We start from the raw sequence: 19,473 nt of genomic DNA, 5'->3' as shown, positions 1-19,473 counted from the left end.
GCGGACGCGCCGTATGAGTGTGGCTGATAGCGAAGTGACGGCAGGGCGCGGCGGCGCCCGTGCTGTTGCCGTGGCCTCATCGATCGCCCGGTTCCTGGTCATCGCGATAACGACCTATCTCGGTCTGCTCGCGGTGACCTTCTTCATCGGCCGTGTCATCCCGATCGACCCCGTTCTGGCGGTGCTCGGCGACCGGGCGCCGGCCAATGTCGTCGAACGCACGCGCCGCGAGATGGGCCTCGACCTGCCGCTGGTCGAGCAGTTCTACATCTATGTGAAAAACGCCTTGAACGGCAATTTCGGCACCTCGGTGCTGACCACCAATCCGGTGATGACCGATATCCGCCGCGCCTTTCCCGCGACGCTCGAACTGGCGACGCTGGGGACGCTGATCGGTTCGGTGATCGGCGTGCCGCTCGGCGTGCTGGCCGCGGTGCGGCGCGGCAGCATCATCGACCAGGTCGTGCGGATCATCGGCCTTGTCGGCTATTCCGTGCCGATCTTCTGGCTGGGGTTGCTGGCGCTGGTGCTGTTCTACGCCAAGCTGCAATGGGTCGCCTTTCCCGGCCGCCTCGATGTCGTCTACGAATACACCTTCACGCCGAATACCGGCTTTTACCTGCTGGATGCACTCTGGCAGCGGCAGTGGGACGTATTTGCCGATGCCTTCCGCCATATCATCCTGCCGGCCTCGCTGCTCGGTTATTTCTCGCTCGCCTATATCAGCCGCATGACGCGCTCCTTCATGCTGAACGAACTCACCCAGGAATATATCGTCGCGGCACGAGCCAAGGGCCTGTCGGAAACGCGCATCATCTGGGGTCACGCGCTGCGCAACGCCGCGGTGCCGATGGTTACGGTGATCGCTCTGTCGTATGCCGGGCTGCTCGAAGGCTCGGTGCTGACCGAGACGGTGTTTTCGTGGCCGGGCATCGGCCTCTACATCACCAACTCGCTGCAGAACGCCGACATGAATGCCGTGCTCGGCGGCACCATCATCATCGGCTCGGTCTTCATCGCCATCAATCTATTCTCCGACCTGCTCTACCGGGTGCTCGATCCCAGGACCAAGGCAGGATGAGGACCAAGGCAGGATGAGGACCAAGGCAGGATGAGCACGGAAGCGATTCAAACCCGCCGCGACTGGCTGCTCAGCGAGCGGCCGGCGTCGCGCGTGCAGGCAAGGCTCGGCCGCGCCTACGTGGCCTGGCGGCGCTTCTCCGCCAACCGGCTGGCGTTTGCCGGCCTGCTCATCATCATCGCCCTACTGGTGGTCGCGGCCTTCGCCGATGTGCTGGCGCCCTATTCGCCGACATTCGGCGACCTCAAGGGCTCGCGGCTGCTGGCGCCGAGTGCCGCGCACTGGTTCGGCACCGACGATCTCGGCCGCGACATCTATTCGCGCATCATCTTCGGCTCGCGCTGGACACTGTACGTCGTCATTCTGGTTGCCATCATCGCCGCGCCCATCGGCTTGCTGGTCGGCACCGTCGCCGGCTATGCCGGCGGCTGGACCGATGCGATCCTGATGCGCATCACCGACATCTTTCTCGCCTTTCCGAAGCTGATCCTGGCGCTGGCCTTCGTCGCCGCGCTCGGCCCCGGCATCGAAAACGCCGTGCTCGCCATCGCCATCACCTCGTGGCCGCCCTATGCCCGCATCGCGCGCGCCGAAACGCTCACGGTGCGCAATTCCGATTACATCAAGGCGGTGCAGCTGATGGGCGCCTCGCCGTTCCGCATCGTGCTTCGCCACATAATGCCGCTCTGCATCTCCTCGCTGATCATCAGGGTGACGCTCGACATGGCCGGCATCATCCTGACCGCCGCCGGTCTCGGCTTCCTCGGTCTCGGCGCGCAGCCGCCGCTGCCGGAATGGGGCGCGATGATCGCATCGGGCCGCCGCTTCGTGCTCGACCAGTGGTGGGTGGCGGGCGCGCCGGGCTTTGCCATCCTCATCGTCAGCCTCGGCTTCAACCTGCTCGGCGACGGCCTGCGCGACGCGCTCGATCCCCGAAGCGGTGACCAATGAGCACGCTTCTCGACGTCGACGACCTGCGCGTTACCTTCCCGACGCGCACCGGCCTGATCGAGGCGGTGCGCGGCGTTTCCTTCTCGCTCGGCCGCGAGCGGCTCGGCATCGTCGGAGAGAGCGGTTCGGGCAAGTCGCAGACCGGCCGCGCCATCATGGGCGTCACCCCGCCGCAGGCCGAGGTGACCGCGAAGACGCTCGCTTTCGACGGCATCGACCTGCTGGCCGCCTCGCCGCGCGAGCGCCGCGCGCTGCGCGGCAAGCGTATCGCCATGATCCTGCAGGATCCGAAATATTCGCTGGACCCGGTGATGAGCATCGGCCGCCAGATCGTCGAGACGCTGCGCACGCATGAGAAGGTCTCCAAGGCCGAAGCCCGCGAGCGCGCTCTTGCCATGCTGGAGGCTGTGCAGATCCGCGATCCGGCCCGTGTCTTCGACCTGCATCCGCATGAGGTTTCCGGCGGCATGGGCCAGCGCGCCATGATCGCCATGATGCTGATCGCCGGGCCGGAGATGATGATCGCCGACGAGCCGACCTCGGCGCTCGACGTCACCGTGCAGCTCGACGTGCTCGGCATCCTCGACAGGCTGGTCAGCGAGCGCGGCATGGGGCTGATTTTCATCTCGCACGATCTGCGCCTGGTCTCGTCCTTCTGCGATCGTGTCATCGTCATGTATGCCGGCAAGGTCGTCGAACAGCTCAAGGCCTCCGAGCTCGGCCGCGCCCAGCATCCCTATACGCGCGGCCTGCTCAACTGCATGCCGAAGATCGGCGCCGACCGCCACCCGCTGCCGGTACTCGACCGCAAGCCGGAGTGGGCGGCATGACGGCAGCCCTTTCCGTCGACAGGCTGGAGGTGATGTTCGACCGCTTCCGCGCGCTGAAAGGCGTCAGCCTCGAGGTGCAATCCGGTGAATCGTTCGGCCTCGTCGGCGAATCCGGCTCAGGCAAGTCGACCCTTCTCAGGGCAATCGCCGGCCTGGCGCCCGCCGCATCAGGCACCATTACCGTCAACGGCAAAACGCTCGGCGCGCGCCGCGACAAGGCGTTTTATCGCGAGGTGCAGATGGTGTTCCAGGACCCGTACGGCTCGCTGCACCCACGCCAGACCGTCGACCGCCTGCTGCAGGAGCCACTCGCCATTCACGGCTTCGCTGACGGTGAAAAGCGCATCCAGCGGGCGCTGGACGAGGTCGGCCTGGGCACTGGATTCCGCTTCCGTTATTCGCATCAATTGTCGGGCGGCCAGCGCCAGCGCGTCGCGATCGCGCGCGCCCTGATCCTCGAACCCTCGATCCTGCTGCTCGACGAACCCACCTCGGCGCTCGACGCTTCGGTGCAGGCCGAAGTGCTGAACCTGTTGGAGGAGATCCGGCGGCGCCGCAAGCTGACCTTCCTGATGGTCAGCCACGACCTCGCTATCATCACTCACATGTGCGAGCGGCTGATGGTGATGCAGAACGGCGAAGCGATGGAGAATCTGACGGCGGACGATCTTGTCGAACGCCGTGTCACCAAGGATTATACGCGCAATTTGCTGAGGGCCAGCGAGGGGTTTGTCAGGACGGCATGAGCGACGGGCGTTCGGTTGCTGACGCCGACCGGCAGGCCCAATCGCCCGGCGGCGGTGCCAACTTGAGGAAAAACTGAAATAAGCCCAGAAGAGTCTCAACAGCCATCAAACGAGAGCGGGCGCCGGCCCGGCGAGGGGTACGATGACAAATTCAGCCATTTCCGAACGCAAGAACCAGTCGATTTCGCGCGGCGTTGGCATGACCACGCAGATCTATGCCGATCGCGCCGAAAATTCGGAGATCTGGGACGTCGAAGGCCGCCGCTATATCGATTTCTCGTCCGGCATCGCTGTCGTCAACACCGGCCACCGTCACCCCAGGGTGATCGAAGCGGTCAAGGCGCAGCTCGACCGTTTCACCCACACCTGCTACCAGGTCGTGCCCTATGAGAGCTATATCAGGCTGGCCGAACGGCTGAACGGCATGCTCCCCGGCAAGTTCGACAAGAAGACGATTTTCGTCACCACCGGCGCCGAGGCGGTCGAGAATGCCATCAAGATTGCCCGCAATGCCACCGGCCGGCCGGCAGTCATCGCCTTTTCCGGCGGCTTTCACGGCCGCACCTTCATGGGCATGGCGCTGACCGGCAAGGTCGTGCCTTACAAGGTCGGCTTCGGCGCCATGCCGGCGGATGTCTTCCATGCGCCGTTCCCGATGGCGCTGCACGGCGTCTCGGTCGCCGATTCGCTGGCCGCGCTCGACCGGCTGTTCAAGGCCGATGTTGATCCGGCCCGAGTCGCCGCGATTATCGTCGAGCCGGTGCAGGGCGAGGGTGGCTTCTACGAGACGCCGCGCGACTTCATGACCGCATTGCGCAAGATCTGCGACCAGCACGGCATGCTGCTGATCGCCGACGAAGTGCAGACCGGCTTTGCCCGCACCGGCAAGATGTTTGCCATGGACCACCACGAGGTGGCGGCCGACATCACCACCATGGCCAAGAGCCTGGCCGGCGGCTTCCCGCTGGCGGCGGTCACCGGGCGTTCCGAGATCATGGATGCGCCGAGCCCCGGCGGGCTTGGCGGCACCTATGGCGGCAGCCCGATCGGCGTCGCCGCGGCGCATGCCGTGCTCGACGTCATCGATGAGGAGAAGCTCTGCGACCGCGCCAACACGCTGGGCAACCGTCTGAAGCAGCGCCTGCAATCGATCCGCGACGAAGCGCCTGAGATCGTCGATATCAGAGGCCCCGGCTTCATGAACGCGGTCGAGTTCAACGATGTGACGAAGGGGCTGCCGTCGCCGGAAATCGCCAATGCGGTGCGGCTGAAGGCGCTCGACAAGGGCCTGATCCTGCTGACCTGCGGCGTCTACGGCAACGTCATCCGCTTCCTCGCGCCGATCACCATCCAGGATGGCGTCATGAACGAGGCGCTCGACATCCTGGAAAGCTCGATCCGCGAAGTTCGCGCCGCCTGAGCTATCCGGCCGCTCTTGCAGGCTCTGCCTGCTGGAAGGCGGCGAGCGCCGCCTTCAGCCCGTCGGGCCCGCTCGCGACAATCTGCGGCGACGGCGAAAAGCCGGCGCCGAGCATCTTGCGGCCAAGCATATGGTCGCCGGGCCGGTTGACCGATTCGATGCCGAGCAGCCGGCTTGCGGCGTAGTGGTAGATCGAGAATTTGTTTTCGGCCACGTCGCCCAGCACGACATGGCTGTCGCCGCCCGCAATCAGGCCGACCATCTGCAGCTTCATGTCGCCGATATCGGACCAGAACCACGGCACCGCCGCGTAATTGTCGGCATGGCCGATGATGGTGCGCGCGGCGAGCCGCGCCTGGTCTGTGGCGTTCTGCACCGATTCCAGCCGCACATCGCCGCCGGTGAACCAGTGCCGGTAGGAGGCGGCGTCGCCGATGGCGAGGATTTCCGGCACCGACGTGCGCATCTGCTGGTCGACGCGGATGCCGTCGGCGATGGCAATACCGGCGGCTTCGGCCAATTCGACATTCGGCACGACGCCAATGCCGATGACGACCATCTGTGCCGGCAATCTCTCGCCGGACGAGGTGATTGCAGCCGAAACACGGCCGTTCTCGCCCTCCAGCCGTTCGATGGTGGTGCCGGTAAGGATGCGCACCCCGGTCGCTTCCAGCCGCTGGCGCACATGGCTGGCGATGACCGGCGCCACGGCGCGGCCGAGCAGCCGGTCGACCGCCTCGACCACCGCAACCTTGCGGCCGGCGGCGGTGAGCGTCGCGGCAATCTCCAGGCCGATGAAGCCGCCGCCGAGAATGACGGCCTCCTCGCTTTGCGCGCTCAATTCGCGGATCAGGCGGGCATCGCCGAGCGAGCGCAGCGACACAACGCCGGAAAGCTCCGAACCCGGCAGCGGCAGCAGGCGCGGCCGCGCGCCGGTGGCGAGGACCAGCCGCTCGAACGGCAGCACGCCGCCGCCCGATATCTCCAGCCGGCGGCCGCCTACATCGATGCGCTCGATCCGGAGGCCTGGCCGGTAGTCTATGGCGCTGCCGGTATAAAAAGCCTCGCCGCGCAACGGCTGCGGCTTTGCTTGCTGATCCTTGATGAAGGTCTTCGACAGCGGCGGCTTGTGGTAGGGCAATTCGTTTTCGTCGCCGATCAGGATCACCGGCCGGTCATAGCCCTCTTCGCGCAGGCTGGCAGCCGCTTGCACGCCCGCATGACCCGCACCGACAATGACAACCCCGTTCTTCATAACAGCCCGATTCCTCATCCAAATCTAGGACGTCCCGCCAGGTGGCGATTGTCCGGTGCCGCCGCAAGAGTGCCGATCCGGGTCGCACCCGGAACGGCCGCCTGTCAATCGCTTCATGCGGCGGCATTCCTGATAGATCGGTGTTAAAGTTGACAGTTCTAGTTTAGAATAATTATAAACTATTGTTTCAATTGAATTTTTTCTACGCCACCAGTTGACATCCCGCGTCTTCGCCGTTTTATGGAAGCTCGCGCGTCAGCGCATCCCTTTGATGTCTGGGCCTTGAACCCTTTCGATTGGAGGCATTTCGGTGTCTTTCTTCCGCGAACCGCGCGATGGCGCGACCCTTCTTTGCCCGCTGGCAACTGCCAGCCGCGGCGCCGGCATTTCATTGATTCCCGAGGAGAGACAGTCATGAGAACGATGATCACGGCGCGGTATGGCGGCAGGCTTGCGGCGATCGGCGCCACCGCGATGCTCACGGCGGCGGTGTTCGTACTGCCGGCCAAGGCGCAAACCGATGCCAAGGCGGTCATCAAGACCTATTCCGACATTGCGCTTGCCAAATACGAGGATTCGCTGATCACGGCCGAGGCGCTCGACAAGGCTGTCGATGCACTGCTCGCCAAGCCATCGGCCGAAACGCTGAACGCCGCCCGCGAGGCGTGGAAGGCATCGCGCGTTCCCTATCAGCAGACCGAGATCTATCGCTTCGGCAATGCGATCGTCGACGACTGGGAAGGCAAGGTGAACTCCTGGCCGCTCGACGAGGGCTTGATCGACTATGTCGCCAAGGGCTACGGCACCGAGTCGGACGCCAACGCGCTCTATACCGCCAATGTGATCGCCAACAAGTCGATCGAGATCAACGGCAAGAAGGTCGACGCTACCAATCTGACGCCGGAGTTCCTCTCCGGCACCCTGCAGGAAGCCGGCGGCATCGAGGCCAATGTGGCGACCGGCTATCACGCCATCGAATTCCTGCTATGGGGCCAGGACCTGCACGGCACTGGTCCGGGCGCCGGCGAGCGGCGCTACACCGATTACGATCTTGCCAATTGCACCGGCGGCAATTGCGACCGTCGCGCGCAGTACCTGAAATCGGCGAGCGACCTTCTGGTTTCCGATCTCAAGGACATGGTCTACGACTGGAAGGAAGGCGGCGCCGCCCGCAAGAACCTTGTCGATGGCGAGCCGAACGCCGCCATTTCGACCATCTTCACCGGCATGGGCTCGCTGTCCTATGGCGAGCTCGCCGGCGAGCGGATGAAGCTCGGCCTCTTGCTGCACGATCCGGAAGAGGAGCACGATTGTTTCTCCGACAACACTTACAACTCCCATCTCAATGACGCCGTCGGCATCCGCGCCGCCTATCGCGGCAGCTACACGCGGCTTGACGGCACTGTCGTCGAGGGCCCGTCTGTGGCCGACATGGTCAAGGCGGCCGATCCGGCGATCGACAAGGAATTGTCGGACAAACTGGATGTCACCGTCGCCAAGATGGAGGCCATCAAGGCGCGGGCGCTTGCCGGCGAGGCCTATGACCAGCAGATCGGAGAGGGCAACACGGAAGGCAATGCCACCGTGCAGGCGGCGATCGAGGCGCTGGTCGATCAGACCAAGTCGATCGAACGCGCCGTCGGTACCCTGAAGCTCAATGCCATAGCCTTCGAGGGATCGGACAGCCTCGATTCACCGGACAAGGTGTTCCAGTAAACTATCGAAACCACCAGCCACGCGGCGCAATGAGCGCCGTCAGCCAGAGCGCCAAATGCTGATCTGCCATTGCAACATCATCACCGAAAAGGAGATAGAGCAGACGATCGTCGGACTGCTGGATGAGGACCCTTGGCAGCTTATCGTGCCGGCGAAGGTCTATCATGCCATGCACAAGCGCGGTCGCTGTTGCGGCTGCTTCCCAAATGTGGTCGAAACGATCATTCGGGTCACCGAAAATTACCACACCCGCTCGGCGGCGAGCGGCGTGGACATTGTTTCACACCTGGATCGCGTCAGAGGCCTGCGCGTCCAATACGGGAGCAGAACCCATGAAAGGCGAACAGCAGATCATAGAGCGGCTTAACGAGGCTCTGTTTCTGGAACTTGGAGCGGTCAATCAGTACTGGGTGCATTTCCGGCTGCTGGAAGACTGGGGATACGCCAAGCTGGCGAAGAAGGAACGCGCCGAATCGATCGAGGAAATGCACCATGCCGACCGGCTCGTGGCGCGCATCATTTTCCTCGAGGGCCATCCGAACCTGCAGTCCGTGGCGCCGCTGCGCATCGGGCAGAATGTCAAGGAAGTGCTCGAATCCGATCTTGCCGGCGAATATGACGCGCGCACTGCCTACAAGCGGTCGCGCGAGATCTGCAACGAGGCAGGCGACTACGTGACGATGAAGCTGTTCGAGGAATTGCTGACTGACGAGGAAGGTCACATCGACTTCCTCGAGACGCAACTCGATCTGCTGGCCTCGATCGGCGAGGAAAAATACGGCCAGCTCAACGCGGCATCGGCCGACGAGGCGGAATAAGGACATGCAGGAATGCGGCGCCCCCTAGATTTCATGCGCCGCTTGCGGCCGGCCGAGCATTGCGGCCTGCCGCCTCAGAAGAAACCGCGATACGGAATGGTTCGCGGCGCTTTTCTTGCCGTGGTGGCGACGCTCACAGCCTCGGCGCTGGCCGGAGCGCCGCAACCGGCGGGGCTTGCTGCCAGCCGCACCGATCTGACGCCGAAGGATCTGGCGCGCGTCATCGCCATTACCAGGCCGACCAGCGATTTCTCCAAGCCCGAGCAATTCGAGCTAATGCAGGGCGGCGCCGGCACCTCGAAGAAGGACGTCAACAAGGACGCCTTCTCGCAATCCTCTGCCAACATCAGCTTCGAGGAAGAGGGCACCTTCAAGCTCGGCAACGCTATCTTCCGCAAGAACTGGGTGTCCTCGCCATCCTCGACACAGGCCTCGGATGGGCTCGGTCCGCTGTTCAATGAGCGCGCCTGCCAGAACTGTCATCTGAAGGACGGCCGCGGCCATCCGCCCGAAGGCGACAGTGGCACCACCTCGATGTTCCTGCGCCTGGCAAGGCAAGCCAGTACCGAGGAGGAGGAAGCCGCGCTCGCCGATCACAAGGTGCTCAACTTCCCCGACCCGGTCTATGGCACGCAATTGCAGGAATTGGCGGTACCCGGCCTGCAGGGCGAGGGCAGGATGCATGTCGACTATCAGGACGAGAAGGTGAAATTGGCGGATGGCAGCACGGTGTCGCTGCGCAAGCCGAGCTATTCGGTCGAGGGCCTCGCCTACGGGCCGCTCGACCCGCACACCACGCTGTCGCCGCGCATGACGCCGCCGATGATCGGCCTCGGCCTGGTCGAGCAGATCGCTCCTGCCGACATCCTTGCGCGTGCCGATGCGGCCGACCGCGATGGTGACGGGATTTCCGGCAGGCCCAACATAATACGTGACGGCAGCAGCGGTGAACTGACGCTCGGCCGTTTCGGCTGGAAGGCGCAGGCGGCATCGATCCGCCAGCAATCGGCGGATGCTTTTGCCGGTGATATCGGCATTTCGACGCCCGAGGTGCCGAAGCACTGGGGCGATTGCACCTCCGGAGAAAAGACCTGCCTTGCCCTGCCTAACGGCGTGCAGGAGCGCCTCGGTCCGGTCGAAGCGCCGCCGCCGATCATGGACCTCGTTACCTTCTATTCGCAAAACCTTGCCGTGCCGGCCCGGCGCGGTCTCGACAGACCGGACGTGCTCGCCGGCAAAAAACTGTTCTACGATATGGGCTGCATCTCCTGCCATACGCCGAAATTCGTCACCCGTCGCGGCACCCCGAATAAGGCGCAGGCCTTCCAGCTGATCTGGCCGTATTCCGATTTCCTGCTGCACGACATGGGACCAGGCCTTGCCGACGGGCAGGCGGTGGGCGAGGCCACGGGAAGCGAATGGCGCACGCCGCCGCTGTGGGGCATCGGGCTCACCCAGACCGTCAGCGGCAACACCTTCTTCCTGCATGACGGGCGCGCGCGCAGCCTGGCCGAGGCAATCCTGTGGCATGGCGGCGAGGGCCAGAAGGCGCGTGACCGCTTTGCCGCCGCTGATGCGGCCGATCGCGATGCGCTGATCAAATTTCTGGAGTCGCTCTGATGCCGAAGCGTCTTGCGCTTGCGCTCGCTCTGCTGGTCCTCGCTGGTGCGCTGCCGGCATCCGCGGCGGTGAAGGCTTCGGATGTGATCCAGCGGGCGACCGACGGCTTCGTCCGCCCGGCCTATGCCAGGCTGCATGACCATGCGGACAGCTTGGCGAAGATCATGCACGCGCTTTGCCAGGCGCCCTCGCAAGACAATCTCGATGCGGCTCGCGCCGAATTCTCGGGCGTCGTGGATGCCTGGTCGGTAGTGGAGATCATCCGTTTCGGGCCGATCGCGGAAAACAACCGGCTGGAGCGCATGCTGTTTTGGCCGGACCGCAAGAGCATCGGCCTGAAGCAGGTGCAGGCAGCACTTGCCGGCAAGGATCCGGTCGCTGCCGATCCGGCCCAGCTGGCGACAAAGAGCGTCGCCATGCAAGGGCTCGGCGCACTGGAATTCGTGCTCCATGGCGACGGCGCCGATCAATTGACCGGCAAGGACGATGGCTATCGCTGCGCTTACGGTGCGGCCATCGCCGGTAATGTCGAGACGATCGCCAGCGAGGTCAGCGATGCCTGGAATAAGCCCGACGGCTTTGCCGCGCTCTGGGCCAATCCGGGCCCGCAGAACGCGCTCTACCACAACGGCACCGAAGCGGTGACCGAACTGGTCGGCGTTTTCATCAACGAGCTGGAAATGGTGCGCGATGTGCGCCTGAAAGGATTCCTGGGCGCCAAGCCGGAGGCCGACAAACCGAAACAGGCGATCTATTGGCGCTCGCAAAACACCGCCCGCTCGCTGACAGGGAATCTGGCGGGCATGGACGCGCTGTTCCAGGCCTCGCAGCTTGGCGACGCGCTGGCGCCCGATGCGCGCTGGATGACGGAATCGGTCCACATCCAGCTCACCAACGGGATTGAGGCGGCCAAGGCGATCAGGGGTCCGATCGACAAGGCACTTGCCGATCCGGCGCTGCGCCGCAAGCTCGACTATTTCTCGCTGGTGACATCCAGCCTGACGACCCTGATCGGAACCAGGCTGACCGCCGAATTTGGCCTGACCGCCGGGTTCTCGTCACTGGACGGCGACTGATCATGAGGACGCCGCTGATCGATCGGCGCGATTTCCTGAGGGCCGCAGGCGCTGGTTTCGTAGCGGCGATGGCGCCGTCGGCCTGGGCAAAGACACTCGACGCCGACGCGGTCTTCGCCACCGCTTTCGTCAAGCGCGACGGCAGCTATGGCGCGGCCGTCCTGTCCGAGGCCGGCAAGTTGTTGCACACGATAGATCTGCCCGATCGGGGCCACGACGTTACTTTCGACCCGGTGTCGAAGCGTTCGGTGGTGTTTGCCAGGCAGCCGGGCACCTTTGCTGTCGTCTTCGACCATACCGGCCGCGATGAACCGCAGACCATTGCCAGCGTTGCCGGCCGACATTTCTTCGGCCATGGCGTGTTCTCGGCCGACGGCACGCTGCTCTATGCCACCGAGAACGATTTCGACAATGCCGCCGGCGTGGTCGGCGTCTATGACGCGCATGCGAAATTCAAGCGCATCGGCGAGTTCCCGACCTACGGCATGGGAGCACACGAGCTTTTGCTGCTTTCCAATGGCAGGACGATTGCTGTGGCTAATGGCGGCATCGAGACGCATCCGGATTATGGCCGCGCCGAGCTCAATATCGCAACGATGAAGCCTTCCTATGTTCTGGTCGACCGCCTTACCGGCGATCTCACCGAAAAGCACGAATTGCCGCCGGCGCTGCACCAACTGTCGATCCGCCATATGGATGCCGACCGGTCCGGCACCGTCTGGTTCGGCTGCCAATACAGGGGGCCGGGTACCGATCGTCCCCCGCTGGTCGGCCGCGCGCCGCGCGGCAAGGACTTGCAATTGTTCGACATGTCGCAAGACGTGCTCTCCGGCTTCAGGAACTATATCGGCTCGGTCGCCGCCAACCCTGCCGCCGGCACCATCGCCGTGTCGTCGCCTGAGGGGAATTCGCTTGCCGTGATCGACACCGCCAGCAGCCGCATCGTCGCTACCAAGGCGCTGGTCGAGGTCTGTGGCGTGGCGCCCGATGGGAAAAGCTTCATGGCGACGACGGGCGCCGGCGAAATTGTCGAGGGCGGTGGCACGATCCGTTCCGAGCCGGACTATGTCTGGGACAATCACGTGCTGCGTATCGAGCAGATCGGCTAATCCTGGCAACGGTTTGTGGCAGTTGCGTTCGTCGAAACTTACCTTCTTGGACCCACACTCCAAGCAAGTCGCCTGAAGATTTGTGGATATTCCCCTTGCGGGGATCAGCCCTGGCGGGCAGAGGGAGGCTGCTTTCGAAACTGTCTCAACCGGGCGCTTCATGAAGTTGCTTGCCATCGACTGTGCCGCCAATCTCTGCGCCGCCTGCGTCTACGACGCGGCGGCCGGGAAAGAACTCGGCCGTTCGGTGCTCGATCTCGGCAAGGGTCATGCCGAGCATCTGATGGGTGTCATCGAAGGGGCGTTGAAGGCGGCCGGAACGGACTTTACCGGCCTCGGCGCCATTGCCGTTGCGACCGGTCCGGGCTCCTTCACCGGTCTGCGCGTCGGCGTCTCGGCGGCGCGCGGCCTTGCGCTGGCGCTGAAAATCCCCGCGATCGGCGTGACGACTCTGGAGGCGTTGGCCGCAGAGGCCGCAGCGATATTTCCCCGCCGCGCCGTGCTCGCCGCGCTCGATGCAGGCCGCGAGGAGATCCATGCGGCGCTTTACGATGAGAGGTCGGTTCTGATCTATGGTCCGGCTGTGACCACGCTCTCGCAAGCCGCAGCCATGGCGACCGACATCTCTCCGGTTCTGGCGGGCACGGCGGCAACCCAAATTGCCGCGGCGGCCGGGCGCAGCTTCGATCTCGGCGGGACGGCGGCCACCGCCGACATCGCCGTCTATGCCCATCGGGCCGCAGCCAAGGGCGAGGGCGAAAAGCCGAAACCGCTCTATCTGCGCGGCGCCGACGCCAAGCCGCAGGCCGGCTTTGTTTTATCGAGGCAAAAAAACTGATGCGCATTCCGTTCCTCCAGCCGCGCCGCAGGGACTATGCGCTCGAGCCGCTGACAATTGCCGACAGCGCGGCCATGTCGGTGCTGCATCGCGAGGATTTCGCGCGGCCGTGGACCGACGACGAATTCGCCGCACTGCTCGAGCAGGACACCGTGTTCGGCTATGCCGCGCGCGAGACCGGACAGGGCGCCAAGCCGCCGGTCGGCTTCGTGCTGGCGCGGCTGGCGGCCGGCGAGGGGGAGGTCCTGACGGTCGCGGTGGCACGCTCGCATCGGCGCCGGGGGCTCGGCTGGCAATTGATGGATGCGGTGCTGCGCGAATTGCACGCACAGCGCGCCGAGGCACTTTTCCTCGAGGTCGACGAGACCAACGTCGCTGCGATCGCGCTCTATCGGCGGCTTGGCTTCCGCGAGGTCGGCAAGCGCGCCAACTATTACAAATCGCCGGAACACGGCCCGACCGGCGCGCTTGTCATGCGCCGCGATCTTCGCTAGCCAAACGCCGGGATGGTGCGGATGATCGGAAAAATCAGGATTTTCCTGGCGCTGGGGCTGGTTGTCGTCGGCTCATTGGTGCTTGTGCCGCTGCAGGTCCTGTCGATGAGGACCGGGCTCTGGCGCGAGACCTTCATCCTGAAGATCTGGCACAGGATGATCGTCAGGGCGCTGGGGCTGCGCATCCATGTCAAGGGGGCGCTGTCCGGCCAGCGCCCATTGCTGATTGCCGCCAACCACATCTCCTGGACCGACATCATGGTACTGGGGTCGATGGTCGACGTGACGTTCATCGCCAGGGCCGACATGGCCGGCTGGCCGTTGATCGGCATGCTGTCGAAGCTGCAGCGCACTGTCTTCATCGAACGTGAGCGCAAACGTTCGTCGGGCGACCAGGCGAGCGAGATCGCCGGCCGCATGGCCAAGGGCGACGCCATGGTGCTGTTTGCCGAAGGCTCGACCGGCGACGGCAACATGATCCTGCCGTTCAAGAGTACGCTGTTCGGCGCCGCTACAATGGCGATTGCGGAAGGGGCGGCCGAACAGGTCTTCATCCAGCCGGTGGCGATCGTCTATACGCGCCTGCATGGCGTGCCGCTCGGCCGCCGGCATCGGCCGGTTGCCGCCTGGATCGGCGATGAAGAGCTGATGCCGCATCTGAAGGTGCTGATGGCCGAGGGCGCCCTCGACGTCGAGGTGCATTTTGGCGAGGCGATTGCTTTCTCCAAGGGCTCCAGCCGCAAGGAAACGGCAAAGCAGATGGAACGCCAGGTGCGCGAGATGGTACAGGCGGCTCTCGCCGAACCGCGCCCAAGCCGGTAAGCCGCGCAGGTTCCGGCCAGATTCGTCTGTTTTTTGTCAGGGAAAGGCGCTAGAAGCCGCGAAATGGAATTGAACACGATAGAACGCGACGACATCGGCGCTGCCGCCGAAAACCTAGTCGTTCTGCCTGCCGCGACCAGAAAGGTCTTCGTCAAGACCTATGGCTGCCAGATGAACGTCTACGATTCGCAGCGCATGACCGATGCGCTGGCGGCCGACGGCTATGCCGCGACAGACGTTATCGGCGAGGCCGATCTGGTGCTGCTCAACACCTGCCACATCCGCGAGAAAGCGGCGGAAAAAGTCTATTCGGAACTTGGGCGCATCCGTGAGTTGAAGGCGGAACGTGCTAAGGCCGGGCGCGAAATGCTGGTCGGCGTCGCCGGCTGCGTGGCGCAGGCCGAGGGTGCCGAGATCATCCGCCGCTCGCCGGCCGTCGACCTGGTCATCGGCCCGCAGACCTACCACCGGCTGCCCGGTGTGCTGGCGAGGGCGCGGAGCGGCGAAAAGATCGTCGAGACCGACTATGCCGTCGAGGACAAGTTCGAGCATCTGCCGCAGCCGAAGCGCGCTGAACTGATCAGGCGCGGCGTGACGGCGTTCTTGACCGTTCAGGAAGGCTGCGACAAGTTTTGCACCTTCTGTGTCGTGCCCTATACGCGCGGCTCGGAAGTCTCGCGGCCGGTGGCACAGATCGTCGCCGAGGCCGAGCGCCTGGCGGATGCCGGCGTGCGCGAGGTGACGCTGCTTGGCCAGAACGTCAATGCCTGGCATGGAAGAGGTGAAAACGGCGCGGAATGGGGCCTTGGCCGGCTGCTCTTCAGGCTGGCCGAGATTCCGGGCCTGGCGCGCCTGCGCTACACAACAAGTCATCCGCGCGACATGGACGATGAATTGATCGCCGCCCATCGTGATTTGCCTACGCTGATGCCCTATCTACATTTACCGGTGCAATCCGGCTCCGACCGCATACTCAAGGCGATGAACCGCAGACATATGGCCAAGGACTATCTGACGTTGATCGACCGCATCCGTGCCGCACGGAACGACATTGCGCTGTCGGGGGATTTTATCGTCGGCTTTCCCGGCGAGACGGAAGCCGATTTCGAGGCGACCATGCAGTTGGTCGAAGACGTCAACTATGCCTCGGCCTTTTCGTTCAAATATTCGCCGCGCCCCGGCACGCCGGGCGCCGAGATGAGTGATCACGTGCCGGAGGCCGTCAAGGACGAGCGCCTGCAGCGGCTGCAGGCGCTACTGCTGAAACAGCAGCAGGATTTCGGCGCAAGCCTGATCGGCAGGACCATCGACACGCTGATCGAAAAGCCGGGCCGCCAGGCCGGTCAGAAGGTTGGCCGCTCGCCCTGGCTGCAGCCGGTTATTGTTGATGAAATGGCCGGCGAAATCGGTGACATTATCCAGGTACGAATCACGAAGACGGGCTACAACAGCCTGTTCGCCGAATTGGCCTGAAGGTCTCGGCAGATGAGGAGAGACGGTTGAGCGCTGCTGAAGTGAAGAACCTGCCCCAGAACCTACCCTCGGGGGCCTCGGATATGGCGCACATCGTACTGACTTTCGACAACAACAAGCTTGCCAGCGCCCTTTACGGCCAATTCGACGAGAATCTGGCCCGACTCGAGCAGAAGCTCGGCGTCGATATCCGCTCGCGCGGCAATCAATTGACAATCAAAGGCACTTCCTCGGCCGCCGAGCAGGCACGCCGCGCCTTGGACAATCTTTACGGAATTCTGCAGAAAGGCACCGATATCGGCCAGTCCGATGTCGACGGCGCCGTACGCATGGCGATCGCCGCCGACGACCAACTGACGCTGCCGACACTGGAGCGCAAGGGCAAGGTGTCCGCCGCCCAGATATCGACGCGCAAGAAAACGATCTATGCCCGCTCGCTGAACCAGGACGCCTACATGCGCGCGCTGGAGCGGTCGGAACTCGTCTTCGGCATCGGCCCGGCCGGCACCGGAAAGACCTATCTGGCGGTGGCGCACGCGGCAATGCTGCTCGAACGCGGCATGGTCGAACGCATCGTGCTGTCGCGCCCCGCGGTCGAGGCCGGCGAACGGCTTGGCTTTCTGCCGGGTGACATGAAGGAGAAGGTCGATCCTTATCTGCGGCCGCTCTATGACGCGCTCTACGACATGATGCCGGCCGACAAGGTCGAGCGGGCGATTGCCGCCGAGGTCATCGAGATCGCGCCGCTGGCGTTCATGCGCGGCCGTACGCTGGCGCACGCTGCCGTCATCCTCGACGAGGCGCAGAACACCACGCCCATGCAGATGAAGATGTTCCTGACCCGGCTCGGCGAGAACTCGCGCATGATCGTCACCGGCGATCCGACCCAGATCGATCTGCCGCCAAACACCAAGTCCGGCCTGGTCGAGGCGCTGAGAATCCTCGACGGCGTCACCGGCATGGTGACGGTCCGCTTCAACGAAGGCGACGTCGTCAGGCATCCGCTGGTCGCCGAGATCGTCAAGGCCTACGACCGCGACGGCAAGCTGGCCAGGGGCTTGGGTGTCGAAGGCTGATATGATTATGCGGCCGCATGGCTGAGGAGCAAAAGGCGGGGGGGCCGCTTCCCGTCGAGATCGATATCGCGATCGAGGCCGGAGATTGGCCCGCCGAGACGACGCTGACGCGGCTGGTCGACCATGCCGTCTCGGCCGCCTTTGCCGAAACCGGTGCGGACGGGCGTTCCGAGCTCAGCATCCTCTTTTCCGACGATGCCCATATCCGCACGCTCAATGCCGGCTGGCGCGGCAAGGACAAGCCGACCAACGTCCTGTCTTTTCCGGCTTTTCCGTTTGCCCGGGGCGGGCCGCTGCCGCCGATGCTCGGCGACATCGTGCTGGCCGCCGAGACGGTCGCGCGCGAGGCGGCACTGGAAGACAAGCCGGTCGAGGACCATATCTCCCATCTCGTTATCCATGGCCTGCTGCATTTGCTGGGCTACGATCACGAAACCGACGCCGAAGCGGAACTGATGGAAGCGACAGAGCGCGCAGCACTTGCGAGGCTTGCCATTCCCGATCCCTACACGTAATTACAAAAGATCAATTGACCGGACGATGATGAACGACAAACCAGAGACTGCCGCCCGCCCCGATGCCGGCAGTGCGATCAAGCCTTCCGAAACGACGGAAGAGGGCTCGAGTCCGAGTACCACGACCGGCAGCTTCGCCAGCGAGGCATCGCCTGCCGGTCCTTCCCTGTTCGATCGCGTGCTCGGGCTTTTCAGGCACCGCAACGGCACCAGCCTGCGCGAGGAGATTGCCGGTGCGCTTGCCGAAACGGCGAGCGATGCGGAATCCTTCTCGCCCGGCGAACGCGCCATGCTCAACAATATCCTGCGTCTGCGCGAAGTGCGCGTCGAGGACGTCATGGTGCCGCGCGCCGACATCGAGGCGGTCGAGATCACCACGAAGCTGGGTGATCTTCTGGGGCTCTTCGAACAGTCCGGCCATTCCCGCATGCCGGTCTATTCGGAGACGCTCGACGACCCGCGCGGCATGGTCCATATCCGCGACGTGCTGGCGCACATCACCAAGGTCGCCCGCGTCCGAAAGGGCAGGACGACCAGGAAAACCGCGGTCGCAACGGTTCTCGATCTCGCCCAGGTCGATCTGGCGCGCACCATCGGCGATCTCAACCTGATCCGACCGGTGCTGTTCGTGCCGCCGTCGATGCTCGCCTCCGACCTGATGGGGCGGATGCAGACGACACGGACCCAGATGGCGCTGGTCATCGACGAATATGGCGGCACCGACGGTCTCGTCTCGCTCGAGGATATCGTCGAGATGGTGGTCGGCGACATCGAGGACGAGCACGACGACGACGAGCCGATGATCACCCAGGCCGGCGAAGGCGTCTTCATCGTCGACGGCAAGGCCGAGATCGACGATGTCGCCAAGATGATCGGCGAGGATTTCGCCGCCGGCGAGCACGGCGAATATGTCGACACGATCGGCGGCATGATCTTCAACACGCTTGGCCGGGTGCCGGCGCGCGGCGAAGTGGTGCAGGCCATACCCGGCTTCGAGTTCCATGTGCTCGACGCCGACCCACGCCGCGTCAAGCGCGTGCGCATAGTCGAAACCCTGAAGGGCGAGCGCCGCCGCCGCGCCGCCCGCACCGAGCAGGCTTGAAGGACGCGGCTCGCCCGATGCCGATTGAGGACCCGTTCAAGCACTCGACACTGGGCTCCGGCGTCTTCTACCAGGATCCGCGGGCCGCATTGACATGGCTTGAAAAGGCTTTCGGCTTCGAGCCGAGCATGGTGGTCAGCGATACCGATGGCAGGCTCGTCCATTCCGAGATGCGGTTCGGCGACGGCTATATCATCATCGATTCCGAATGGGCCGACCATATAGCCAGCCCGGCTTCAGTTGCAGGCAAGAACACGCAGTCGGTCTATGCGCGCCTCAAGGACGGGATAGATGCCCACTGTGATCGTGCAAGGGCGGCGGGAGCCGAGATCGTCGAGGAGCCTGCCGACCAGTTTTACGGTGAACGGCAGTACAGGGCGCGCGATCCTGAAGGCCATGTCTGGACCTTTTCCCAGACTGTCCGCTCCGTCCCACGCGAAGAGGCTGAGCGGCTGGGCGGACTGAAGATCGAAGGCTGGCATCGATAGCTATGAGCGGACTTGTTCGCTCTTATCCGGTTTGGAGCCAAGG

Annotated in this window: 20 protein-coding genes; 19 read left to right on the top strand and 1 reads right to left on the bottom strand. The window is 64.1% G+C overall.

Annotated features, from left to right (window positions below):
• Positions 1-13 precede the first annotated feature (13 nt).
• The 5 genes from NKH37_RS14055 to NKH37_RS14035 all read left to right on the top strand — a co-directional run bounded on the left by NKH37_RS14055 (position 14) and on the right by NKH37_RS14035 (position 5,028).
• Positions 14-1,081 carry an ABC transporter permease gene (locus NKH37_RS14055; RefSeq protein WP_352483252.1) on the top strand — a complete coding sequence of 356 codons (1,068 nt, stop codon included), beginning with the start codon at positions 14-16 and terminating at the stop codon, positions 1,079-1,081.
• A 30-nt stretch (positions 1,082-1,111) separates the two neighbouring features.
• Positions 1,112-2,032, top strand: coding sequence for a nickel transporter permease (gene nikC / locus NKH37_RS14050; protein WP_292653972.1), 921 nt, complete (start codon positions 1,112-1,114; stop codon positions 2,030-2,032).
• Complete coding sequence (locus tag NKH37_RS14045) at positions 2,029-2,862, top strand: ABC transporter ATP-binding protein (protein WP_353041092.1); 834 nt, start codon at positions 2,029-2,031, stop codon at positions 2,860-2,862. Before nikC ends, NKH37_RS14045 begins: the two co-directional genes overlap by 4 nt.
• Entirely contained in the window at positions 2,859-3,608 is a 750-nt protein-coding gene (locus NKH37_RS14040; protein WP_352483249.1) for an ABC transporter ATP-binding protein, read from the top strand. Before NKH37_RS14045 ends, NKH37_RS14040 begins: the two co-directional genes overlap by 4 nt.
• A 142-nt stretch (positions 3,609-3,750) precedes the next feature.
• Positions 3,751-5,028, top strand: a complete 1,278-nt coding sequence (locus NKH37_RS14035; protein WP_353005290.1) for a 4-aminobutyrate--2-oxoglutarate transaminase — start codon at positions 3,751-3,753, stop codon at positions 5,026-5,028.
• Between the two features lies 1 nt (position 5,029).
• Here NKH37_RS14035 and NKH37_RS14030 read toward each other — a convergent pair whose 3' ends face one another.
• The gene (locus NKH37_RS14030; RefSeq protein WP_353005289.1) at positions 5,030-6,283 is read right to left on the bottom strand and encodes an NAD(P)/FAD-dependent oxidoreductase; all 1,254 of its coding nucleotides are present in this window, start codon (positions 6,281-6,283) and stop codon (positions 5,030-5,032) included.
• 423 nt (positions 6,284-6,706) lie between these two features.
• Here NKH37_RS14030 and NKH37_RS14025 point away from each other — a divergent pair, with 423 nt between their 5' ends.
• The 14 genes from NKH37_RS14025 (at position 6,707) to NKH37_RS13960 (ending at position 19,430) form a co-directional block, all read left to right on the top strand.
• Positions 6,707-7,999, top strand: a complete 1,293-nt coding sequence (locus tag NKH37_RS14025; protein WP_502895899.1) for an imelysin family protein — start codon at positions 6,707-6,709, stop codon at positions 7,997-7,999.
• 55 nt (positions 8,000-8,054) lie between these two features.
• On the top strand, positions 8,055-8,366 hold the full coding sequence (locus tag NKH37_RS14020; protein WP_254816251.1) for a (2Fe-2S)-binding protein: 312 nt from the start codon (positions 8,055-8,057) through the stop codon (positions 8,364-8,366).
• Positions 8,332-8,817 carry a bacterioferritin gene (gene bfr, locus NKH37_RS14015; RefSeq protein WP_023719581.1) on the top strand — a complete coding sequence of 162 codons (486 nt, stop codon included), beginning with the start codon at positions 8,332-8,334 and terminating at the stop codon, positions 8,815-8,817. The genes NKH37_RS14020 and bfr overlap by 35 nt, the downstream gene beginning before the upstream one ends.
• A gap of 96 nt (positions 8,818-8,913) precedes the next feature.
• Positions 8,914-10,437 carry a di-heme oxidoreductase family protein gene (locus tag NKH37_RS14010; protein WP_502895898.1) on the top strand — a complete coding sequence of 508 codons (1,524 nt, stop codon included), beginning with the start codon at positions 8,914-8,916 and terminating at the stop codon, positions 10,435-10,437.
• Positions 10,437-11,513, top strand: a complete 1,077-nt coding sequence (locus NKH37_RS14005) for an imelysin family protein (RefSeq protein ID WP_353005287.1) — start codon at positions 10,437-10,439, stop codon at positions 11,511-11,513. The genes NKH37_RS14010 and NKH37_RS14005 overlap by 1 nt, the downstream gene beginning before the upstream one ends.
• A 2-nt stretch (positions 11,514-11,515) precedes the next feature.
• Positions 11,516-12,622, top strand: coding sequence for a DUF1513 domain-containing protein (locus NKH37_RS14000; protein ID WP_353041090.1), 1,107 nt, complete (start codon positions 11,516-11,518; stop codon positions 12,620-12,622).
• Between the two features lie 160 nt (positions 12,623-12,782).
• Positions 12,783-13,460, top strand: coding sequence for a tRNA (adenosine(37)-N6)-threonylcarbamoyltransferase complex dimerization subunit type 1 TsaB (tsaB, locus tag NKH37_RS13995; RefSeq protein ID WP_023719577.1), 678 nt, complete (start codon positions 12,783-12,785; stop codon positions 13,458-13,460).
• Positions 13,460-13,954, top strand: a complete 495-nt coding sequence (gene rimI, locus NKH37_RS13990; RefSeq protein WP_023719576.1) for a ribosomal protein S18-alanine N-acetyltransferase — start codon at positions 13,460-13,462, stop codon at positions 13,952-13,954. The genes tsaB and rimI overlap by 1 nt, the downstream gene beginning before the upstream one ends.
• A 21-nt stretch (positions 13,955-13,975) precedes the next feature.
• Entirely contained in the window at positions 13,976-14,776 is an 801-nt protein-coding gene (gene olsA, locus NKH37_RS13985; protein ID WP_023719575.1) for a lyso-ornithine lipid O-acyltransferase, read from the top strand.
• Between the two features lie 63 nt (positions 14,777-14,839).
• Complete coding sequence (gene miaB, locus NKH37_RS13980; protein WP_353005285.1) at positions 14,840-16,249, top strand: tRNA (N6-isopentenyl adenosine(37)-C2)-methylthiotransferase MiaB; 1,410 nt, start codon at positions 14,840-14,842, stop codon at positions 16,247-16,249.
• Positions 16,250-16,332: 83 nt separating this feature from the next.
• Complete coding sequence (locus NKH37_RS13975) at positions 16,333-17,325, top strand: PhoH family protein (RefSeq protein ID WP_502895897.1); 993 nt, start codon at positions 16,333-16,335, stop codon at positions 17,323-17,325.
• 17 nt (positions 17,326-17,342) lie between these two features.
• Complete coding sequence (gene ybeY, locus NKH37_RS13970) at positions 17,343-17,840, top strand: rRNA maturation RNase YbeY (protein ID WP_352483242.1); 498 nt, start codon at positions 17,343-17,345, stop codon at positions 17,838-17,840.
• A 28-nt stretch (positions 17,841-17,868) separates the two neighbouring features.
• Positions 17,869-18,942: a hemolysin family protein gene (locus NKH37_RS13965; RefSeq protein ID WP_352483241.1), complete on the top strand. Its 1,074-nt coding sequence runs from the start codon at positions 17,869-17,871 to the stop codon at positions 18,940-18,942.
• Between the two features lie 17 nt (positions 18,943-18,959).
• Complete coding sequence (locus tag NKH37_RS13960; RefSeq protein WP_352846975.1) at positions 18,960-19,430, top strand: VOC family protein; 471 nt, start codon at positions 18,960-18,962, stop codon at positions 19,428-19,430.
• Positions 19,431-19,473 lie beyond the last annotated feature (43 nt).

Origin of the sequence: Mesorhizobium sp. M1217, assembly GCF_040318275.1 — a bacterium.
Taxonomy (GTDB): Bacteria; Pseudomonadota; Alphaproteobacteria; order Rhizobiales; family Rhizobiaceae; genus Mesorhizobium.
Note: the sequence above shows the minus strand (reverse complement) of the source record. Positions and strands in the feature narration are given on the sequence as shown.